Below are 15330 nucleotides of genomic sequence, written 5' to 3' on the forward strand. Positions count from 1 at the left end.
CTCACAGACGGTACAAGGCTGTGTCATCCGTCGGGGCACTAAAAGCTGTGTCCTTGCTGTGTGCCGGCCGCAGCGCGGCGGCACACACGAGGAACGCGATCGGATACAGCAGGTAACCGAAGCGGGTCGTCGGCATCAGCAGGATCGCGGCGAGCAACCCCCATCCGCAGATCAACGACGCCGTCGCGGCGGTGCGTGGCGGTCGGCGCAGGATGCGTACGGTGATGACGACCGCCACCGCAACCAGCAACCCCAGCGCGACGAAGCGACCGCCCGGCACGTTCTCGGCGATCAGGTAGCCGGGGAACGGCGACTGCGCCGGGCTCTCGACGAGGCCGTGCCCGAGCGGGAAGCGGATCACGTTTTCCACGAAGGCGTCCCGATCGGCCTGGAACGGCGGCAGGAGCACCAGAATCGGCAGACCGATCGCGCCGGGGACCAGACGGCCGGCGCGCCCGGTCGCGATCGCCAACATGATCAGGACGGCCACCACGGGGAACGCGAAGAGCTTGCACGCAGCGGCAGCACCCACGGCCGCTCCGGCCCAGCCGTAACGATCGGTAGCCGCGCAGGCGAGCGCGAGGACGCAGAGGGCGAGCACCGGGATGTCATCACCGCCGGTGGCCAGCGTGAGCGCGCAGATCGGCAGGACGGTGACGGCCTGCAACGCGCGCACCGACCACGACGACGGGCGCAGCAGCCGTACCGCCATGATCAGCGCGACCGCCGTGACGACCGCGAACCAGACCCGCGCGTCCGTCCACCAGAAGTCGCCGAAGATCGCCCGGGGCAGGCCGAAGACCGCCATGCCCGGCTGGTAGGGGCTGTACCCCATCAGCCGCTCGTCCAGCGGCAGCGCGGCGATCGCGTCCCTGCTCAGATAGGGCGTGCCGTCGTGCAGTAGACGCTCGCCCATCCGCTCGACGACCAGCACCTCCTCCTGCGCCCGATCGGTGCGCCCACCGGCTCGCTGCACGGCCTCGACGATCAGGGGCGCCAGGGCCGCGGCCACCCACGTGGTCCAGGCGAGTGCCGCCCTCCCGCTCCGGCCGGTCCAGATCCTCCTGCGGTACGCGAGGAGCTGCGCGACGGCGACGAGCGCCGCACCGGCGTACGCCCAAACCGCGATCTCACCCCACGCGCGATGGGGCAGCAGCGTCGACGACGTCGCGGTGAACAGCGCGAACACGGCGAACAGGGCGTACAGCACGACATCGACCACGTGCTCCCGGAGGTTCCGGCCGTCGGATGTCTCTTCGCCTGTCACGCGGGCAAGTGTGGCAGAGAAGATCTCCCTGATGAGCCGGGCCGCCGCCGCGGCATGCGGACCACCGCGCCGCCGTCGTGCAGGGAGGCCGCCAGCACGCCGGGCCGTCCGCCCGTACCGCGCTGCATGGTCGCCAGCATGCGGGCCGACGACATCGGGCGGGCGAAGAGGTGGCCCTGACCGGCGACGCAGCCCAGCTCCCACAGCGAGTGCCGCTGCGGCTCGCTTTCGACGCCCTCGGCGATGACGGTCAGGTGCAGGCTGCGCGCCAGGTCGACGGTCGAGCGGACGACCGCGCCCGCCTCGGACGACGTCTGCACCGAGCTGACGAACTCGCGGTCGATCTTCAGCTGGTTGACGGGGATGTGGGACAGCACCGACAGCGGCGAGACGCCGGTGCCGAAGTCGTCGAGCGCCAGGCGTACGCCGGCCTCGCTCAGCTCGGCGAGCGCCCGCCGCACCACCTCGAGCTGGCTCAGGGTCAGCGTCTCGGCCAGCTCGAAGACGAGCATCTCGGCGGGCACCTCGTGGCGGCGCAGCCGGGCCAGCACCATCTCGGGGAAGCTCGGGTCGAGCAGGCTGCGCGGCGACACGTTCACCGCGACGGGCATGTCGAAGCCGGCCGCGCGCCAGTCGTTCGACGCCTCGAGGGCCTGCTCGAGCACCGCGTCGGCGAAGGCGGGCAGCTGACCGGAGCGCTCCACCGTCTCGAGGAACTGCATCGGGGTCAGGTAGCCGTGCTCGGGGTGCTGCCAGCGGGCCAGCGCCTCCGCCGAGATGACCTCGCCGCTGCCGAGATCGACGATCGGCTGGAACTCGACGATGAACTCGCGCTCGTCGACCGCCCGCTGGAGCTCGCTGCTGAGCACCAGCCGCTCGACGTCGGCGGTGTCGCGCGCGTGCGCGTAGGTGGCGGTCTGCTGGCCGGCGCGCTTCGCCTGGTACATCGCGATGTCGGCGCGGCGCATGAGCTCGTTGACGCCGCCGCTGCCGGGAGCCAGCGCGATGCCCGCCGCCGCGGACACGGTGAGCTGCATGCCCTCGACCTCGATCGGATCGTCGAGCGACGCGAGGACCGTCTCGGCGCGGTGGCCGGCCATCGCCGGGGTGGGCAGGTTGGTGAGCAGCATCGCGAACTCGTCGCCGCCGAGCCGGGCGACCAGGTCGCCGTCGGCGGCGGCGCCGCTGAGCCGGCGGGCCACCTTGCGCAGAACCGTGTCGCCGGCCGCGTGCCCGAGCGTGTCGTTGACCTCTTTGAAGTGGTTGAGGTCGATGAGCAGCAGGGCCATCACGCCGTCGTTGCCGTCGGCCGTGAAGTGGCGCGCGGCCCGGTCGTAGAGGTGGCGGCGGTTGGCGAGGCCGGTGAGCGCGTCGTGCGCGGCGTCGTGGGCGTTCTGGGCGTTGATCCGGGCGAGCTCCGCGTAGGCCGAGGCGTTGCGGATGGCGGTGCAGAGCGCGGAGGCGAACGTCTTGAGCTTGTACTGCTCGAACTCGGTGAGCTTGACCGCGCCGCCGAAGCGCAGCCGGAGCACGCCGACGCGCAGGGTGCCGTCGTGGGCGATGAGATCGGTGGTGACCTCGCCGCGATGCTTGTTCTTCGCCGTGCCGGGCGAGCCGTCGTGCCGGATGCCGCTCGCCGAGCCGATCACCACGCGGTCGTCGGTGCCGGCCACGGCGAGGTCGATCTCGGCCTCGCTCGCCGAGAAGATGACGGCGGCCCGGGAGACCGCGGAGTGCAGCACCTGGGTGAGGTCGACGGCGTTGAGCGCGTCGGTGGCCTCGGCGAGGCGCTGCCAGGAGTCGCGCTCCTCGCGCGTGCGCACGCGGCCGGACTGCCACAGCTGGAGGCACGCCACGATCAGCGGCAGGAGCAGGAGCAGCAGCGGGTCGCCGTTGTAGGCGAGCAGAGCCAGTGTCACCAGCGTGGCGGCGAGCCGGACCACGTACCCCACGATCTTGACGTCGAGATTGCGCCGCGCCACATCCCGAAGTCGCGAATGCGACGAGATCGCCATGACCGGAACGAAGGCCGCCTGGTCGATGAGCGCCATCGCGCAGAGAGCCAGGACGACGGCGCCGACCGCGAACGGGGGGTGGGCGGCGTCCGGCTGGACGCCGCAGAGCAGGAACACCGCGGCGGCGGCCGAGGCCGAGAGGGTGTCCTTGGCGACCTGCCACACGTTCTTGAGAGGCGCGCGGCGCATCATCATGCGGTTGATCGTGATCGCCAGCGCGGTGCAGAGGATGACCCACGGGCCGGGGACCAGCGCCAGCCCGATGAGGACCGGCACCTCCGTCCACGAGGTGACGTCCTGGTTGGACAGCACCCGGAAGCGCACCCGCAGCCGGTTGGCCAGGATGATCGCACCGAGAAGCAGGACGATCACGAAGTAGTTGGGTGGCGGCGGCGATCGCAGGACGGTGACGGCCACGACTCCGGCCGCCGCACCGAGCGCCAAAACGACGACGAGACCGACGAACAGCCGGAGCTGTCGATCGGTCGCGTCGTCGTTGGAGCTTTTAGGGGGCATCCCAAGGTCCTGTCACTGAGCGCATCGAAGTCGTCGCTTCCGGCTCAAGCCTAAGCACCCGGCGCCCCTTCGCGCACCTAGTAGTTCACTCCCAGTCCTGGCTGTAACGCATGGCCTTCTCCTCACTGATCTTGGCGGCAGGTTCGATCAGTTCGTCGCGACGAGGAGAACCGTATTTGGCTTTCAACCTGATTGGTAGCGGTTTGTGTCGTTATGAGCAGAAAGTGATAACAGCCGGATCGCTCGTTACTCACTGCTCAGGAATGGAAACTCAGAGCGATGTGGAATACCGTTATGGCCGCAGTGTCCAAATCGCACAGTGTGCCTTTGTTCTTACGCTCCGAATTGCCATTTACAGAGGACTCCCCAACCGGTCTGAGCAGCGCATAGGCGCCAGACAATCGCCAGCGGATTTAAATTGTGCAGGCTTCATTGCGACCGTGCGCGACCACGGCCGTATGAACTATCTATAAGCTCCTGGTATGCCCGACGAATCCCAGCTCACTCACGTCGACGAGGCCGGCGCCGCGCGTATGGTCGACGTCTCCGCCAAGGAGATCACCGCCCGTCGCGCGGTCGCCGCCGGCCGTGTCGTCACCACTCCGGAAGTGATCACCCTGTTGCGTGGTGACGGTCTTCCGAAGGGTGACGCGCTCGCCGTCGCCCGTCTCGCCGGGATCATGGGAGCGAAGCGCACGCCCGATCTCGTGCCCCTCTGCCACCCCATCGGGCTGCACGGCGTCAAGGTCGACCTGACCCTGACCGACACCTCGATCGAGATCACCGCCACCACCAAGACCGCCGATCGCACCGGGGTCGAGATGGAGGCGCTCACCTCGGTCGCCGTCGCCGGCCTCACCATGATCGACATGATCAAGGCGGTGGATCCGGCGGCGAGCATCGAAGCCGTCCGCGTCCTGCGCAAGGAAGGCGGCAAGACCGGCGATTGGGTACGCCCGGAGGACCGGCCGTGAGCGACATCACCGCTCGCGTGATCGTCGCGAGCAATCGTGCCGCCGCGGGGATCTACGAGGACACCAGCGGGCCGCGGCTCGTCGCGGGACTGCGCGAGCTCGGCTGCACGGTGCCCGGAGACCCGGTGGTCGTCCCGGACGGTGAACCCGTCGCCGAGGCATTGCGCCAAGCGGTCGCCGCCGGCATCGACGTCGTGCTGACCAGCGGCGGAACCGGGGTCACCCCGACTGACCGCACCCCGGAGGCTACCCGTGGGATGCTGGACTTCGAGATACCCGGCATTGCCGAGGCCATCCGTGCGCACAGCCGCGACAAAGTGCCAGCTGCGGCACTGTCGCGCGGCCTGGCCGGCGTCGCCGGCCGCACGTTGATCGTCAATCTGCCGGGATCAACCGGCGGGGCGAAGGACGGACTCGCCGTGCTGGGCCCCCTGCTCCGGCACACGGTAGACCAGATCCGCGGCGGCGACCACCCCCAAAGCAGTGGGGATGGATAGGCTCGTCCGGTGAGCGCTGACGACACGACCCCCGCCGACTGGGAGCAGGCCCGCGCCCTCGCCTACGCGGCCGGGCGCGCGGCCGCCGGTGCCGCCGAGACGATCTCCCTGCCGGAGGCCGACGGGCGCACGCTGGCCGAGCCGTTGCGCGCGCTGACCGACCTGCCGGCCTTCCCCACGTCGAGCATCGACGGCTGGGCGGTGCGCGGCCCGCAACCGTGGCGCCCGGTCGGCCGCGTGCTGGCGGGCGGTGTCGCCGAGCCGCTCACCGAGGACGGCACGTGCGTCGAGATCGCCACCGGCGCGATGGTGCCGTCGGGCGCCGCCGCCCTCGTACGGATCGAAGACTCCACACGCGACAGTGCCGGGCTGGTCAGCGGCGAGCCGCGCCGCCACGTGGTGCCCGACTGGCGCATGCCGGGCGAGGAGGCGGCCAAGGACGAGGTGTTGCTCCCGCCCGGCACGGCGGTCGACCCCGCGGTGATCGGCGTGGCCGCCACCTGCGGATACGAGTCGTTGATGGTCTATCCGCGGCCACGCGCCGGCCTGCTCGTCTTCGGCGACGAGCTGCTGACCGCGGGCACGCCGGGCGCCGGCCGGGTCCGTGACTCGCTCGGCCCGCAGGTGCCCGGCTGGCTGCGCCGATACGGCGCCGTGGTCGACCCGTCGGCGATCGCGGGCCCGGTGCAGGACACATTGGAGGCTCACCTCGCGGCCGTCCGGGGCGCCCTGGCCGGCGCCGATCTCGTCTGCACCACCGGTGGCACGATGCACGGCCCGGTCGACCACCTGCATCCAACCCTGGCCGAGCTGGGCGCCGAATACGTGGTCAACACCGTCGCCGTCCGCCCCGGCTTCCCGATGCTGCTGGCCCGGGTGCCGGGCGAGGACGGCCGGCCGCGCTTCCTCGCCGGCCTGCCGGGCAACCCGCAGTCCGCGGTGATCGCGCTGATCACGCTGGTCGCGCCGCTGCTCGCCGGGCTCCAGGGCCGGCCCGCGCCGGCGCTGCCCACGGTCGAGGCGGCCTCCGTCGTGCGCGGCCGGGGCAACGACACCCACCTGGCGCTGGCCCGGCTCGACCCCTCCGGCCGGGTGGCCACGCCGGTCGGCCACGTCGGCTCGGCGATGCTGCGCGGCCTGTCGAACGCGCACGGCTTCGTCGTCGTCCGCCCGGGCGCCGAGGTCGCCGCCGGCGACCTGGTCCCGTTCCTTCCGCTTCCACTCGTCGCCGGGGAGCGCCCATGATGAGGCTCGCCGCTGTGGGTGGGCCCGTGACGGGGCTCGCCGCTGTGGGTGGGTCCGTGACGGGGCTTGCCGCTGTGGGTGGGCCCGTGACGGGGCTCGCTGCTCGGGGCGCGCTCATGGCCGGGCTCGCCGCTGAGGGCTGGTCAATGACGGAGTTTGCTGCCATCAGGTTTGTCTTCGGGGAGCGCCCATGACCGGGACCGTTGTCATCAGTGAGGTGCTGGACGCGCCTCTTGACCTCGCCGCTCACGAGAAGGCGGTTGCCGACGTGCGGGCCGGCGCTGTCGTGTCGTTCCAGGGAGTGGTTCGCGACCACGACCACGGGCGCGGGGTGACCCTGCTCGAATACGAGGGGCATCCGAGCGCGGCCGCGGTGCTGCGCGAGGTCGCCGAGGAGATCGCCGGTGACCCGGACGTCTACGCGGTGGCCGTCTCGCACCGGGTGGGCACGCTGGCCATCGGCGATGTGGCGCTGGTCGCGTCGGTCAGCACCGCGCACCGGGCGGCGGCGTTCGCGGCGTGCGCGCGGCTGGTCGACGAGGCCAAGGCACGGCTGCCGATCTGGAAGCGCCAGGTCTTCACCGACGGCACCGACGAGTGGGTCAACTGCCCCTAGGGCCGGGGATCGCGGGCACCCGGCGCGTCGGCGCGGCGGGCCGGGGACGCGCCGGCGGGGCCGGTCGCCACGGCAGCGCGTTGAGCAGCACGATCACCGTGATCGCGTACGAGTTGGCCACGACCGGCGCGGCGAGGACGACACCGGCGGCCGCCGCCGCCACCAGGGGCTCCAGGCCGGTGAAGCGGCGCGGCCTCGGCAGGCGCGGGTGGGCCCGCCGTCGTGCCGCGGCGTCCACCAAAATCAAGATCGCCGGGAGGGTCCAGAGCAGGTCGTTCGCCGTGCTGACCGGGGCCACGGCCGCGCCGGCGAGCCCGACCAGCGTGAACGCGGCGATCTCGTCGCCCTCCGCGTGCGCCGATCGGGCCCGGATCAGGCCGACCGCGAGCAGCAGCACGGCGAAGGACAACCAGACCAGCACCGGCGTGCTCGCCGAGTCGTAGAGCCGGGCCAGCACGCCGGCAAGCGACTGGTTGTCCGGCGCGTCGAGCGGACCGCCGCGGTCGATGCCGGGCAGCACCGAGCCGAACCAGTCCGCTGTCGCCCGAGGCGCGATCAGCAGCGCGCCGGTGACCAGGGCCGTCACGGTCGTCAGTGCGGTGAGCGCCGCCCGCCACTGCCTGGTCAGGGCGAGGTGCGCGACGAAGAGCAGCGATCCGGGAGACAGCGCGGAGGCGACGCCGATGCCGGCACCCGCCCACGCGCCCGTGTTCCAGATCCGGCGCGGGCGGCTGCCTTCGGCCGCGCCGGGCCACCACGCCGTCCGGCGGTTGCCCTCCGGGGTGTCGGGCCACCGAGCCGTCCGGCGGTTGCCTTCCGGGGTGCCGGGCCACCAGGCGGCTCGGGTGCGTGACCAGGACGCGCGGCGCAGGGCCACGAGGTCGGCGGCGATCAGGGCGAAGGCGATCAGGTCGAGGTGGCCGAGGCCGAGAGAGGCGCGGACCGGCTCGAGCGTCAAGGCGAGCACGACCGCCACCAGCACGACCGGGCGGCGGGGCCGGCCGTAGCGGCGGGCGACCGGGCCGGCCAGGGCGGTCAGCGCCAGGACCAGGGCGGCCACCCCGGCGAGGGCGAGCGTCCACGAGGCCACGGGGAGCGGCACGGCGGCCAGCGGAGCCAGGAGGATCGCCGCCGCCGGGGGCAGGCTCGTCCCGTACGCGTAGAGGTCGTCGCCCGACAGCCACGCGGTGATCGCCGTGCGGTCGGCGGCGAGCGTGCTCACCCCGTACAGCTCAAGGAAGGCGCCGACCGCGACGAAGACACCAAGAATGACCACAACCGCCGACATGGCGCGACCCCCGTCGCTCTCGAATCCCAGGCACAGCGGTCCCGCGGACGGGACTGCCGCAGCCGGGCGGAAGCGAGCTTAGAGAGCGCAGACCTACCGCGCGGCCCCTCCTCGGCTTTAACGCAGAGATCGCGAGGAGGTTGTTAGCCGGGCATTTTGCGCGCCGCGGCCGCGCTCATCGCGGCGATCTTGGCTTCGCGCTTGGCGGTCCGGACGGCGCGCTTGACGTTGCGCTGCGAGCGGTCCACGGCGTGGGTCGTGCGGTAGCGCAGGTTGGGGCGGCCCTCGGTGTCGGCGGCCGCGAGCAGCAGACCGCCGAGCAGGCCCAGGTTCTTGAGGAACTGGGTCTCCTGCTGGGCGCGGTCCGGGCGGGAACGATCCCAGAACGGGTGACCGGCGGCGGTCGTCGGCAGCAGGCCCGCGGCCAGCACGGCCGCGGCTGGCCGGGTGAAGTGGCCCGTGGCGAGCGCCAGACCGGCGACCACGTCGCTCGCCGCCTTGACCTGCACGAGCGTGCGGGCGTCGGACGGCAGGCGCGGATCGGTCTTTTCGAGCCAGGGGCCGACCTTGTCGGTGACCCGTTGGGCGGTCTCGACCTTGGAGTCGGGGTTGAGCAGGACACGGACACCGCTGACCACGAAGATCGAGGCCAGCATCGCGCGGGCGACGGTGCGTACGGGCTTCATGACCTGGTTATACCCGCCTTCCGGGGATCACACCGGCTGGGTGCGGAGGTACCGGCCGAAATGCGGCACCGTGAAGGCGACCGTGCCGCGCTCGCCCGAGTAGATGAGGCCCTTCTTGATCAGGGCGTCGCGCGCCGGGGAGAGGCTCGCCGGCTTGCGGCCGAGCGCTGTCGCGATCTCGGAGGTGGGCACGGCCGCGTCCATGTCGTTGTCCGGATCGCCGGAGAGCGTCGCCATGGCCCGCATGTACTCCCGCTCGGCCGGGGTGGCCCGCTCGAACCGGGAGCCGAAGAAGCCCACCGCCAGCTCGGCCTCGGCCTCGGGGGCGGCGACCCGCACGTCGGCGTCGGTCACCGGCGACTGCGGCGCGTGGTCCCAGGTCGCTTTGCCGTACGCCTGCACGAAGTACGGATATCCGCCGGACTTCTCGTAGAGCAGGTCGAGCGCCTTCGCCTCGTACTCCACGTCTTCGCGGGCGGCCGGCGCGCAGAGCGCGAGATCGGCCGCGACCCGGTCGAGCCGGTCGATGCGCTGGTAGCGGAAGAGCCGCTCCGAATAGGACTTCGCCGCGGAGAGCACGGCCGGCAGGTGGGGCAGCCCGGCGCCCACCACGATCAACGGCGCGCCGAGCTGGGACAACTCGTGGCATGCCGCGCAGAGCGCCGAGACGTCGGCCGGGCCCAGGTCCTGCATCTCGTCGATGAACAGGGCGATGCCGGTGCCCACGTCGGTGGCGAGCGAGGCGGCGTCGGTGAAGAGCTCGACCAGGTCGATCTCGATGTCGCCGGAGTCGGCCCGCCCGCGCGCCGGCGGCACGTCGATGCCCGGCGCCCACCGGTCGCGCAGCTTGGCCGAGCTGTCGTTGGCCCGCAGCGCGAACGCCTTGAGCACGCCGAGCACCTCGTCGACCCGGTCGGGGTCGCGGTGATGCGGCGCGAGCTCGCGGATCGCCATGTGCAGCGCGGCCGAGACCGGGCGGCGCAGCGACTGGTCGGGACGGGCCTCGATCTTGCCGGTGCCCCAGAGGCGGCCGATCGCGGCCGAGCGCAGCGTGTTGAGCAGGACGGTCTTGCCGACGCCGCGCAGGCCGGTCAGCACGAGGCTGCGCTCGGGGCGGCCGCGGGCGACGCGCTCGAGCACCACGTCGAAGGCGTCGAGCTCGCGGTCGCGCCCGGCCAGCTCGGGCGGGCGCTGGCCGGCGCCGGGGGCGTACGGGTTCCTCACCGGATCCACGGATTGCACAGTATCGGGCCGTCTAGCTTGGACGCTAGAGATGGCTAGTTTTCCCTGACCTGGCTTCGATGATGATCTAGCGGTTTCTAGCTCTGAAGCTAGATATCGCTAGAGCGGCCTAGGAGGACTTGTGCTCCTTGAGGCACAGCACGAAGTCGAGGTCGTCGAAGGCGCTGTCGTAGAAGTACCACTTGGTGTAGCCGGTCACCGAGGAGCACTTCTTTTCGGCGTCCTGCTCCCCGGTGGTCTTGCCCTTGACCTGCTTGAGCACCTCGTACGTGCCGGACGTGCAGGCCGTGGTGCGCATGTCGGGCTGCGAGTCGGAGCCCTCGTTGACCACGCAGTCGCCCTCTTTGACATAGAAGCGGGCGTCCTCGCTGCCGCGCGGCGCCGGACCGGGCTGGGCGGCGGCGGTCGACGTGTCGGGCTGAGCCTGATTCTTCTGGTCGGCGTTGCGCTCGTTGAGCAGCCACGCGGTGGCGCCGAGCCCGATGACGATCAGCACGCCGAGCGTCACCACGAGCGCGATGATCGGCGTGTTGCGCTTCGGGGGCGGCGGGGGAGTCTGCAACCAGTCGCCGGCACCCATGGGCGCGGAGCTGTAGGTGAGCGGCTGCTGCGGGATCGACGGCGGGTGGGCGCCCCAGACCGGCTCCTGCACCGGCGCGCCATGGTCACCCCACGGGTCGGCGGGCTCCGCATACGGCTCGTCGGAGCTGCCGCTCGACCACGGCGGGCCGGGGTACGGGCCGTTCTGCGACATCAGGAATCCTCCGAAGGCGGCTTTGCGCTCTCACCGTAGCGTGCGCGCCCGACGCAAACCCGTACGGAATCGCCGCTGGTGTCGGCAACACGACGCCCCGTGTCGCCCCTCCTGTCGCTACGGTGCACGTCCGTGTCGGCACTCCTCGTGATCATGGCAGCAACCTTCGGCGCGGCGACCGCGGCCTTCCTTCCCCATCTCGCCTGTCGGCTCGCGGTCCCCTACGGCTCGCCCAGCCGTTCCACTTGCGGATCGGGGTGGGTGCGGCTGCGCTTTCCCCAGCGGTACGGGGTGACGCCCGTCATCGGCGCGGTGGTGGCCACGCTACTGGCCGTCGGGGTCGAAGAGTCCCCGCTGCTCCCGGTGTATCTGCTGGCGGCCGTCCCGGCGCTGCTGCTCGCGATGATCGACCTGCGCTGCCTGCGGCTCCCCGATCGGATCGTCGCCCTGCTGGGCGCGGTGGCCGGGGTGCCGCTGGCCGTCCTGCGCCCGGAACACATCGGAACGGCGGTGATGGCGGGCGGGCTGGTGTTCGCGGCGCACCTGGCGATCGCGCTCCTGCCGCGCGGCGGTCTCGGCCTCGGGGACGTGAAGCTCGCCGGGGTGCTCGCCTTCGTCCTCGGCTTCGCCGGGTGGCCGGCCGTGGCCGTCGGCGTGCTCACCCCACACCTGATCAATGGGCCGATCGCGCTGGCCCTGCTCCTCACCGGCCGCGCGGACCGGCGCCGCCCTCTCCCCTTCGGGCCGGCCCTGCTGGCGGGCGCGCTGATCGCCGTGATCACGTCTCCGCCGTAGCGCCCCGCCGTAGGGTCCCGACGTGGCGCCCCGCCGTAGCGCCCCGGCCGTGGCGGCTCCGGTGTAGTGCCTTCGCCTGGCTGCCTCCGCTGTAGCGTCCCCGCCGTGGCGGCTCCGGTGTAGTGCCTTCGCCTGGCCGCCTCCGCTGTAGTGCCTCCGCCCGGCAGCCCTTGCCGTAGCGCCCCGCCTGGCCGCCTCGGAGTGGCCGGCACGTCGCTCGTGGGATCTCGGTGGCCGTTGTCGCACCTACAGGAGTCGGAGCTGGCGGTCCTTCGGGCGGGACGGGACGGTGTCGCCGAGGCGCTCGAACAGGCCGGAGTCGATCACGTCGAGGAACGGGCTGGGGGTCTGCTCGCGCTCGCTGCCGTGCCGGAAGCGCCGTGCCGCGTGGCTCACGTACAGCCGGTCCTGGGCTCGGGTCAGGCCCACGAAGAAGAGCCGGCGCTCCTCGGCGATCTCGTCGTCGGCCGGCGTGTTGCCCGGCCAGCGCAGCGGGAGCAGGCCGTCCTCGCATCCGACCAGGAAGACGACGGGGAACTCGAGGCCCTTGGCCGCGTGCAGGGTGAGCAGGTTGACCGCCTCGGCCCGGGGGTCGAGCGCGTCCACCTCGGCGCCGGTCGCGATCTCCTGGAGGAAGCGCGACAGGTCGTCGCCGATCCGCTTGGCCAGCGGCAGCAGCAGCTCGGCGGCGGTCCAGATGTCCTCGGGGGCGATCTGCTCGCCGTCCAGCGTCGGGGCCGCGAAGCGCTGAGCCAGCACCTGCGCGGTCAGCTTGACCCGCGCGGCGAGCGAGCCACCGAGGCCGCCCTCGTGTCGCAGCTCTCGCGCGATGGCCTGGACGCCGGGACGGTCGCGCAGCCGGTTGTGCGAGCGCTTCTGCACCGGGATGCCGGCCCGCGACAGTGCCTCGACGATCGCCGACGACTGGGAGTCGGTGCGGTAGAGCACGGCGATGTCCGAGAACGACAGGTTGCCGGCGACGCCCGCCCGCGAGTCGACCCGGCCGGAGTCGAGCGAGCGGTGCGAGAGGCCGCCGACCAGCTCGTCGATCGTGCGGACCACGAAGTCGGCCTCGTCCGCCACGCTCGCCGCCGGGTAGCGGCCCACCAGCGGCGCCTCCGGGTCGAGCCGGGCCGGGTCGAGCCGCCGGCCGTTGACCAGCGAGGACGGCGCGATGGCCTGCACCGCCGCGGCGAGGATCGGGGCCGACGAACGGTAGTTACGAGTGAGCCGCACCAGCCGCGCGTCCACGAAATCCTCGTTGAAGCGCAGGAAGTACTTCACGTCGGCGCCGCGGAACGAGTAGATGGCCTGATCGGGGTCGCCGATCGCGCACAGGTTGCCGTTCACCGGGCTCAGCAGGCGCAACAACTCGTACTGGGTGTCGTCGACGTCCTGGTACTCGTCCACGAAGATCCACTGCCATTGGCGGCGGTACTTCTCGACCAGCGCCGGATCGTCGCGCAGCAGGGCGACCGGCAGGCTGATCAGCTCGTCGAGGTCGACCAGATCCTGCTGGCGCAGCAGCTTCGCGTACGCCAGATCGTCGTCGCCCGCCTGCTCGCGCGCCTCGGCCCGCTCGCCCTCGTCGGCGATCCGCCAGTTCGCGCCCAGCCCGGCCGCCTTCGCGTTGTCACGCAGGATCGACAGGCCCACCGAGTGGAACGTGCCCACGGTGATGTCCTCGCCGGCGTCGCCCAGCAGCGCGTCGAGGCGTTCGCGGAGCTCGCCGGCGGCCCGCCGGGTGAACGTGATGGCGAGGCAGCGCTCGGGAAAGACGCCCAGCTCGGCGCAGAGATAGGCGATGCGGTGGGTGAGCGTGCGGGTCTTGCCGGTGCCCGGGCCCGCCACGATCAGCAGCGGACCGCCCGGCGCGGACGCGGCCACCCGCTGCATGGCGTCGAGCCGGTCGAGCAGGCCGGTGCCGACCTCCTCCATGCCGGAGAGCATCGGCTCGAACGGCTCGTGCGGGCTCGGCGGCGACGCCAGCGGCGGGACGGTGGCCTTCTTGGGCTCCTTCACCGGCTTGACCGGCTTGGGCTTCGGCGCCGGGGCGCGGCCGACCGCCGGCTCGGCCTTACGCTGCTGCGGCAGGTCGAAGAGGGTCTCGTGCGGCAGGTCGAACAAGGTCTCGGTCTGCGGGGCGCTCGCGCGGTTGCGCAGCTCGCCCTGGTCGAAGAGCGTGATCACGCCGTACTCGCCGTCGTAACCGGGCACGCGGCGCACGTTGCCGGAGCGCAGCCGGGTGATCGCTTCCTTCAGGTCGTCGCCGCCGGCCTTGCCGATGTCGTCGAGCGGCACCCTGCGCAGGATGTCGAGCTCGGCGCCGAGCGTGGCGACCAGGTGGTTGAGCTGCGACTCGACGGTCTTGGACTTCGGGCCCACGCCGTTGATCTCGCCGAGGATCTCGTGCAGCTGGATGAGGTGCTCGACGTGGGCGTCCTTGTGGAAGCCGACGGGCCGGTCGGCGAGGTCCTCGACCCGGCTCAGCACGCCCACGGTGAGCGGCTTGCCGCACTCGGGACACCGGCCGCCGTTCTCCCGGGTGCGCTCCGGCTCCCAGTTGACGCCGCACGCGCGGTGGCCGTCGGCGTGGTACTTCCCCTCCTCGGGGAAGAACTCGATCGTGCCGGCCAGCCCGCTGCCGGTGCGGACCGCCTCGTAGTCGGGGGTGCCGGTGAAGAGGGTGGCCTCCCGGGCCAGCGCGGCGGGGGAGTGCGCGTCGGAGTTGGAGACCAGCCGGTAGCGGTCGAGGCTCGAGACGCGCCAGTTCATCTCCGGGTCGGAGGAGAGGCCGGTCTCGACGGCGGTGATGTGCTCGGCGAGGTCGGCGTAGCAGTCGGCGATCGCGTCGAAGCCCGACTTCGAGCCGAGGGCCGAGAACCACGGCGTCCAGATGTGCGCCGGGATCAGGTAGCCGCCCGCATCGAGGGTGATCTCGAGCAGGTCGCGGGAGTCGAGGCCGAGGATGGGCCGGCCGTCGGCGGTCAGGTTGCCGATGCGGCCCAGCGCGGTGTTGAACCGGGCCGCCGCCGCGAGATCCGGCATGTAGATCAGGTGGTGGACCTTGCGCGTACGGTCGTCCCGCTTGTAGATCGTCGAGATCTCGACGCTGAGCATGAACCTCGCCGGGCGGCTCGCCTGGAGCGAGCCCGGAAGCCGCTTGGTGACCTCGGCCTCATCCTTGTCGGCCAGGCGGTAGAGGCCGTGCCCCGACTCGACCAGGCTCTCCTTGAGGTGGTCGAACCAGGCCGGGTGGGTGAAGTCGCCGGTGCCGAGCAGGGCGATGCCCTTGCGCCGCGCCCACCAGGCAAGATTGGGCAGCGTCAGGTCGCGGCTGCATGCTCGCGAGAAGCGGGAGTGAATGTGAAGGTCCGCGACGTACGTGTCCGCGGCGACCGAGGACCCTGCGTTGTCCGAGGGCACGCGCTGCAT

At 71.9% G+C, this 15330-nt stretch carries 12 protein-coding genes; 5 read left to right on the top strand and 7 right to left on the bottom strand.

Annotation, left to right across the window (positions count from 1 at the left end):
• Position 1: 1 nt before the first annotated feature.
• Both Ade02nite_RS38185 and Ade02nite_RS38190 read right to left on the bottom strand, forming a co-directional pair.
• The gene (locus tag Ade02nite_RS38185) at positions 2-1267 is read right to left on the bottom strand and encodes a glycosyltransferase family 87 protein (protein ID WP_203774544.1); all 1266 of its coding nucleotides are present in this window, start codon (positions 1265-1267) and stop codon (positions 2-4) included.
• Complete coding sequence (locus Ade02nite_RS38190) at positions 1264-3798, bottom strand: putative bifunctional diguanylate cyclase/phosphodiesterase (RefSeq protein ID WP_203774546.1); 2535 nt, start codon at positions 3796-3798, stop codon at positions 1264-1266. Before Ade02nite_RS38190 ends, Ade02nite_RS38185 begins: the two co-directional genes overlap by 4 nt.
• Before the next feature lie 482 nt (positions 3799-4280).
• On the opposite strand from Ade02nite_RS38190, the gene moaC reads away from it, so the two are divergent.
• From moaC to Ade02nite_RS38210, 4 genes are all read left to right on the top strand, one after another.
• Positions 4281-4772 carry a cyclic pyranopterin monophosphate synthase MoaC gene (moaC, locus tag Ade02nite_RS38195; protein ID WP_203774548.1) on the top strand — a complete coding sequence of 164 codons (492 nt, stop codon included), beginning with the start codon at positions 4281-4283 and terminating at the stop codon, positions 4770-4772.
• Positions 4745-5269, top strand: a complete 525-nt coding sequence (locus Ade02nite_RS38200; RefSeq protein ID WP_203774550.1) for a MogA/MoaB family molybdenum cofactor biosynthesis protein — start codon at positions 4745-4747, stop codon at positions 5267-5269. The genes moaC and Ade02nite_RS38200 overlap by 28 nt, the downstream gene beginning before the upstream one ends.
• Before the next feature lie 9 nt (positions 5270-5278).
• Positions 5279-6514 (top strand): molybdopterin molybdotransferase MoeA, encoded by a 1236-nt coding sequence (locus tag Ade02nite_RS38205; RefSeq protein ID WP_203774552.1) that lies wholly within the window; start codon positions 5279-5281, stop codon positions 6512-6514.
• Positions 6515-6704: 190 nt separating this feature from the next.
• A complete protein-coding gene (locus tag Ade02nite_RS38210) occupies positions 6705-7130 on the top strand; it encodes a molybdenum cofactor biosynthesis protein MoaE (RefSeq protein WP_203774554.1) in 426 nt (141 codons plus the stop codon).
• On the opposite strand, the gene Ade02nite_RS38215 is transcribed toward Ade02nite_RS38210, so the two are convergent.
• The 4 genes from Ade02nite_RS38215 to Ade02nite_RS38230 all read right to left on the bottom strand — a co-directional run bounded on the left by Ade02nite_RS38215 (position 7117) and on the right by Ade02nite_RS38230 (position 11100).
• Positions 7117-8418 carry a glycosyltransferase family 87 protein gene (locus Ade02nite_RS38215; protein ID WP_203774562.1) on the bottom strand — a complete coding sequence of 434 codons (1302 nt, stop codon included), beginning with the start codon at positions 8416-8418 and terminating at the stop codon, positions 7117-7119. The two genes, Ade02nite_RS38210 and Ade02nite_RS38215, sit on opposite strands and share 14 nt — an antisense overlap.
• A 143-nt stretch (positions 8419-8561) precedes the next feature.
• Positions 8562-9104 (bottom strand): DoxX family membrane protein, encoded by a 543-nt coding sequence (locus Ade02nite_RS38220; RefSeq protein WP_203774564.1) that lies wholly within the window; start codon positions 9102-9104, stop codon positions 8562-8564.
• Positions 9105-9131: 27 nt separating this feature from the next.
• The gene (locus tag Ade02nite_RS38225; protein ID WP_203774566.1) at positions 9132-10337 is read right to left on the bottom strand and encodes an ATP-binding protein; all 1206 of its coding nucleotides are present in this window, start codon (positions 10335-10337) and stop codon (positions 9132-9134) included.
• Positions 10338-10455: 118 nt separating this feature from the next.
• Positions 10456-11100 carry an LppU/SCO3897 family protein gene (locus Ade02nite_RS38230; protein WP_203774568.1) on the bottom strand — a complete coding sequence of 215 codons (645 nt, stop codon included), beginning with the start codon at positions 11098-11100 and terminating at the stop codon, positions 10456-10458.
• 132 nt (positions 11101-11232) lie between these two features.
• On the opposite strand from Ade02nite_RS38230, the gene Ade02nite_RS38235 reads away from it, so the two are divergent.
• The gene (locus Ade02nite_RS38235; protein ID WP_239169348.1) at positions 11233-11895 is read left to right on the top strand and encodes a prepilin peptidase; all 663 of its coding nucleotides are present in this window, start codon (positions 11233-11235) and stop codon (positions 11893-11895) included.
• Between the two features lie 246 nt (positions 11896-12141).
• On the opposite strand, the gene Ade02nite_RS38240 is transcribed toward Ade02nite_RS38235, so the two are convergent.
• Positions 12142-15330 carry a UvrD-helicase domain-containing protein gene (locus tag Ade02nite_RS38240; protein WP_203774570.1) on the bottom strand — a complete coding sequence of 1063 codons (3189 nt, stop codon included), beginning with the start codon at positions 15328-15330 and terminating at the stop codon, positions 12142-12144.

The organism is Paractinoplanes deccanensis, assembly GCF_016862115.1.
Classification (GTDB): Bacteria; Actinomycetota; Actinomycetes; order Mycobacteriales; family Micromonosporaceae; genus Actinoplanes; species Actinoplanes deccanensis.